The organism is Brunnivagina elsteri CCALA 953, assembly GCF_002289455.1.
Taxonomy (GTDB): domain Bacteria; phylum Cyanobacteriota; class Cyanobacteriia; order Cyanobacteriales; family Nostocaceae; genus Brunnivagina; species Brunnivagina elsteri.
Genome location: NZ_NTFS01000420.1, coordinates 1 through 5,515 on the forward strand (window position 1 = coordinate 1; position 5,515 = coordinate 5,515).

Consider the following 5,515-nt stretch of genomic DNA (forward strand, 5'->3'; position numbering starts at 1 on the left):
CAAATTAGGGCAAACAACTATTTGCCCTTACAGTATAATCGATTGTAAACTGTATTTAACTCAAGCGATAATCACTATATACTTAATTTTTAATACTCAATTTATTAATCTAGAATCTAAAATTATATGACTCCAGTAGATATTCTTATTCTCTCAAATGGTCCAGGAGAAGTGACAACCTGGGTACGTCCAGTAGTCAAAGCACTGCGGGAAATATTAGGTAATAACAGCGAAAAAATTCGTATTTCAGTTGTGTTATCACCTTGTCCAAATGCTAGCGGAAAAGAAGCAAATATTGCCCTTTCTTACCCAGAAGTAAATCGAGTTCAAAGTGCCGAAAACTTCTTTTCGTTTTTACTTTGGGGAAAAACTGCGGAAAATTGGGATTGGAGAAAACATGGTGTAATCGTCTTTTTAGGTGGAGACCAATTTTTTCCCGTAGTAATTGGTAAAAGACTAGGATATAAAACCGTAGTTTATGCCGAATGGGATGCACGTTGGCATAACTTAATCGATAGATTTGGTGTCATGAAAAGCGAAGTTGCTGCTAAAGTTTCCCCAAAATATGCAGATAAATTTACTGTTGTGGGAGATTTGATGACAGAAGCTAGTTTGGGGAATAGAGAGTATGAAGTCGGGAATGGAGGAGGAACTCATATAATTGGGATTTTACCAGGTTCAAAAGCCTCAAAATTAGCCCAAGGAGTGCCATTAACAATTGCGATCGCAGAATACATTTCTCTAAAATATCCCCAAACTAAATTTGTTATCCCCGTTGCTCCAACTCTAGACTTACAAACTTTGGAGAGTTTCGCTAACCCCAAAACCAATCCTGTCGCTAATTACTTTGATTTTCAAGGTGGTTCATTAGTCACCGAAAATAACACCCAAATCTTGCAAACTGTCAAGGGGTTACGTGTTGAACTATACCAAAAACACCCAGCACATGATTTACTATCCCAATGCAGTATCTGCTTAACTACCGTTGGTGCGAATACCGCAGAACTTGGTTCCCTTGGTGTTCCTATGGTTGTTCTATTACCAACTCAGCAACTTGATGCAATGCGATCGTGGGACGGTTATCTCGGTATTTTGGCAAACTTACCAGGTGTCGGTTCAGGCTTTGCAAAATTGATTAATTGGTGGTTTTTACGTAAAAAAGGTTTATTAGCATGGCCGAATATTTGGGCACAGTCGGAAATTGTACCCGAATTAGTAGGCAAACTTCAACCCCAAGAAGTCGCAAATTTAGTTTTAGATTACTTAGACAATCCTGAAAAATTGGCACAAATTCGCAATAAATTGCGTAAAGTTCGCGGTGAAACTGGTGCAGCGACAAAATTAGCAAATATTGTCCAGGAAGAGATTTTAAAATTGGGAATATAAAATATAAATGCATCATGATATCGTAGAGACGTTCCACCGGAACGTCTTTAATTTTCAGTTAGGAATACAAAAATAATGGTACAGATAAAAGCCACGCGCTCGCTGACACCCAACCTACAAAGAATTACTAAACTAAAAGAAATAAACTGGTTTATCTCTTTCTCAATGACTTAATAAACCCAGGTATTTTGGGTTTTTGCGTTAGGGGAGAAATCAGGTTTCTGGGATTGTTATACTGCGAATAGTTTTTCGTGGGAGAGAAACCCGATTTCTTGAGATTTGATGGTTCAAAGAATACGCACTCGCTGATACCCAACCTTGTATCTTAATTATTTATTCTTCCTCAGATTCTGCCGTTCTTCTACCCAATTCATACACACCACAACCCATACAAGCCAAAATTCCCGTACTAATTCCCCAGCTACCACCTAAACCCAAGTCGAGTAGCCAATTTACCAATGTACCTACGACTAGAAAGGGTACGATGCTAAAAACAGAAGCATAAAAAGCATTTTGCGACTCTCTCGCTTTCCGAGACTTTTCAAATTCTTCCTTACTGATGTACATAAAACCTTCAGCAAAATTAAACCAACTATTAATTAAGTCCGTAACTTTTTCATTAACCCCAGAAAAACCCAGATACAAAGCCAAAGACCAAAGTGTTGCTCCTGCGATCGCAATTTTATTTATTTCAAAGCTAAAAGGCAATATTTCCGTCAGCATGGCAAAGAAGAATGAAAGGAATCTAACAAATTCTAGTTAAATAGCTTCATCAATTTTAAAGCTAAATTTACACTTATTGTAACGAACTTGAAACATCAAGCCTTGATTTTCGTCTATTCATAATAGCAAGCAACAGCAAAAGTATTATTGATATATTTAATACTTGTTATTTTGCTTATAAGTACTGTTGGTCTTGTATCAAATGCTTCTATATAATTGATACATGGACAAAATTAATACTCTGTTATAATCGGCATTAGTATTAATACAGATAAAAGTCAGACAAAACCTATTGCTTTAAGGAATCAAAGGATGAGTAAGCGGCGACAACTAGCGCAAAAAGTAGCCAACTTATTTATAGTAGGATTAGGTCTGACAATACTAATTAGTTTTCTGTTTCAGCCAGCAGTGGCAAAATCGCCACAATCGAAAACCCAGCAAGTTGCTACAAGTATTGGCTGGCAATCGGCTTCATTTCCTGTCGAAAACTTTCAAGCATACACATCAGGTTTTGGCTATCGTACGAACGCAACAGGTGGTAGCGGTTATGAATTTCACAGTGGTTTAGATATGGCAGCTCCAAGAGGCAGTTACATCCGTAATTGGTGGACAGGGGTTGTGACAAAAGTTACTGATGGTGGAGCTTGTGGAACGCAGGTGACAATTCAATCGGGACAATGGCAGCATACTTATTGTCATATGGAAGGGAAGGTAGAAGTATTTAATAGCACTCGCCACATGAGCGATCGCGCGGGTGGTATTCAACTTGTTGAAGGTCAAACAATCCCCGCAGGTGTGAGGATTGGACGTGTGGGCATGAGTGGACGGACTACGGGTCCTCACTTACACTGGGGTTTAAAATATAACGGTAATTATGTAGACCCTGCCCAGGTATTAAGGGCAATGTTCGCTATTCAACCCGCAGCAAGACAATCATCATCGCAAATCAAGCGTCAGCAAACCCAAATCAAAATCGACGAATCTAAATTTATTCGCGATTCCGGATATTAAAAATAGAGACGCTTCGGGAAAACCAAAAAAAATATTCCCAAATTCTTGTAGGGGCGGGGTCTCCCCGCCCTCACTAATGATAGTATCTATAAGGAAAATACCCTTTTCGTTTGAATGGAATATAAATAAGGGCAAAATAAATGGAATATAAATAAGGGCAAACAACCGTTTGCCCCTACGGGAATATCGATCTCAAAATTGTGTACTTTGTCCGCAGTACAGAAAATGCGATCGCACCATCAAATTAATCGAGACTTAAACTAACTCGACTTTGCCAACTCCTTCTCTGGAAGTTGGGTATATTCAGCCACAATTTGCCGAAACTGTTCACCTTCAATAGTTTCCTGTTCAATCAATAAATCAACCAAACGGTCAACTAAATCACGATTTTCACGGATAGTTTTTCGAGCGATTTGGTAACATTCGTTAGCAATTTCCCTGACTTTATGGTCGATTTTAATCGCCATTTCCTCTGAGTATTCGTTGCGGTTTCCCCAGTCGCGACCTAAGAAAACATCCTGATTCTGACTTTCCAATGCTATCAGACCCAAATCGGTCATCCCGTACATTGTCGCCATTTTCCTGGCAATATTTGTCACCATCTTCAAATCACCACTTGCCCCACCTGTCACTTCAGCTTCACCAAATACCTCAACTTCAGAAGCTTTACCACCTAAAGTCATGGTGATGTTGTCCTTCATCCAAGCACGGGTATAAAGTCCACTATCAATAACTTCCTCATTCAAAATTTGTTGGGAGAAGCCACCAATCCCACCAGAACGGGGAATAATCGTCACTTTGTTCAAAGGGTCGGAATGGGGTAACAATGTCGCGAGTAGTGCATGTCCGATTTCGTGATAGGCAATCAAGCGCTTTTTCTTACTATCCATCAACGGATTTAGCGTTAACCCAATCGTCAAACGGTCGATGGCATCGTCAACTTCCAGAGGGGTAATTGCTTCTTTGCGACGACGTGCTGTTAAAATTGCCGCTTCGTTAAGGAGGTTGGCTAAATCTGCACCTGTAAAGCCAGGAGTTCTACGGGCTATAACTTCCAAAGAAACAGAAGGGTCAATTTTTTTGTTCTGGGAATGAACTTGAAGAATCGCCAAACGACCTTTGCGATCGGGTGCATCAACGATGATTTGACGGTCAAAGCGTCCGGGACGTAATAACGCCGCATCCAAGACATCAGGACGGTTTGTAGCTGCAATAATGATGATACCGTTGTTACCCTCAAAACCATCCATTTCCGTCAGTAACTGGTTCAGGGTTTGTTCGCGCTCATCGTTGCCACCACCAATACCTGCACCCCGTTGTCTACCTACCGCGTCAATTTCATCGATAAATATTAAACAAGGAGCATTATCTTTAGCTTTTTTAAATAAATCGCGAACACGGGAAGCACCCACACCAACAAACATTTCTACAAACTCCGAACCGGAAATACTGAAAAAAGGAACAGCAGCTTCCCCTGCGATCGCTTTTGCCAATAAAGTTTTACCAGTACCGGGAGGACCAACTAATAGCACACCTTTAGGAATACGTGCCCCTATCGCTGTAAATTTTTCGGGCAGTTTGAGGAATGTCACCACCTCTTGCAGTTCTTCTTTAGCTTCTTCAATACCTGCCACATCATCGAATGTTATCCCTGTTTTTGCTTCCATTTGGAAACGGGCACGGGTTTTACCAAAGTTCATTGCTTGGCTAGAAGCATTTGAGGAACGGCGTAAAAACAATAACATTAATGCCACTAGGGGCACAATCCACATTAAATTAATTAATAACCCGACTGCCGCACGGCTATTTTCCGAAGAAACTTGATTAAGTTCGACTTTATTTTGTCTAAGTTCGCGAATTAACTCACTATTTTGATTTAAAAGTCGTACCTGTTGCGCTTTTACTTCCGGCTTTTGATTTTTAAGAGTAACTTTAGCCGTTTGCTCAGTTTCATCGATTTCAACTTTTTGGATTTCTCCGTTCCGTGCCTTCTTAATTAATTCACCATAGCTCAATTCCGAGTCAGCTTTTTGCTGTGCGATCGCAACATTTCCACCAAGCATTCCTGGTAACATGATTAAACTAGCAGCCAGCATACCTGTTAATGCAATCCGCTTCTTTGCTTGAGATTTCATCAATAATTTATTTTGTTTGATATTTTGCTCGAATTTTTCCATATTAATTTACCTTTGGTCAACTGCCATTCGCAGAGCTATAGCTTTTAAGCTTGCTATTGTAACAAGCTTGCTTTCGTTTTACTTTCTAATTCGTTTTCTTAATCTAGTGTAACCAGGGAATAGCATACATGTAGGGGCAACAAGTCTTAAAATTCCTACCAATATAAAAGAACCCCACCCTAACCCTCCCCGCTCGCGAGGAGGGAACATAATTTAAC

4 protein-coding genes are annotated in these 5,515 nt (G+C 40.0%); 2 read left to right on the top strand and 2 right to left on the bottom strand.

All coding sequences use genetic code 11. The features are described from left to right. Positions 1–126: 126 nt before the first annotated feature. Positions 127–1,386 carry a glycosyltransferase family protein gene (locus tag CK510_RS25475; protein WP_095724334.1) on the top strand — a complete coding sequence of 420 codons (1,260 nt, stop codon included), beginning with the start codon at positions 127–129 and terminating at the stop codon, positions 1,384–1,386. Between the two features lie 333 nt (positions 1,387–1,719). On the opposite strand, the gene CK510_RS25480 is transcribed toward CK510_RS25475, so the two are convergent. Continuing rightward, positions 1,720–2,109, bottom strand: coding sequence for a hypothetical protein (locus tag CK510_RS25480; RefSeq protein ID WP_095724335.1), 390 nt, complete (start codon positions 2,107–2,109; stop codon positions 1,720–1,722). A gap of 312 nt (positions 2,110–2,421) precedes the next feature. Between CK510_RS25480 and CK510_RS25485 the strand changes: the two genes are divergently transcribed. Continuing rightward, positions 2,422–3,120 (top strand): M23 family metallopeptidase, encoded by a 699-nt coding sequence (locus tag CK510_RS25485; protein WP_095724336.1) that lies wholly within the window; start codon positions 2,422–2,424, stop codon positions 3,118–3,120. Between the two features lie 260 nt (positions 3,121–3,380). Here CK510_RS25485 and ftsH read toward each other — a convergent pair whose 3' ends face one another. Then, the gene (gene ftsH, locus CK510_RS25490; RefSeq protein WP_281257087.1) at positions 3,381–5,297 is read right to left on the bottom strand and encodes an ATP-dependent zinc metalloprotease FtsH; all 1,917 of its coding nucleotides are present in this window, start codon (positions 5,295–5,297) and stop codon (positions 3,381–3,383) included. Between the last annotated feature and the right edge of the window lie 218 nt (positions 5,298–5,515).

Coding starts and splice junctions, on each gene's coding strand:
- CK510_RS25475 (WP_095724334.1), top strand. CDS start 127: ATGACTCCAGTAGATATTCTTATTCTCTCAAATGGTCCAGGAGAAGTG.
- CK510_RS25480 (WP_095724335.1), bottom strand. CDS start 2,109: ATGCTGACGGAAATATTGCCTTTTAGCTTTGAAATAAATAAAATTGCG.
- CK510_RS25485 (WP_095724336.1), top strand. CDS start 2,422: ATGAGTAAGCGGCGACAACTAGCGCAAAAAGTAGCCAACTTATTTATA.
- ftsH (WP_281257087.1), bottom strand. CDS start 5,297: ATGGAAAAATTCGAGCAAAATATCAAACAAAATAAATTATTGATGAAA.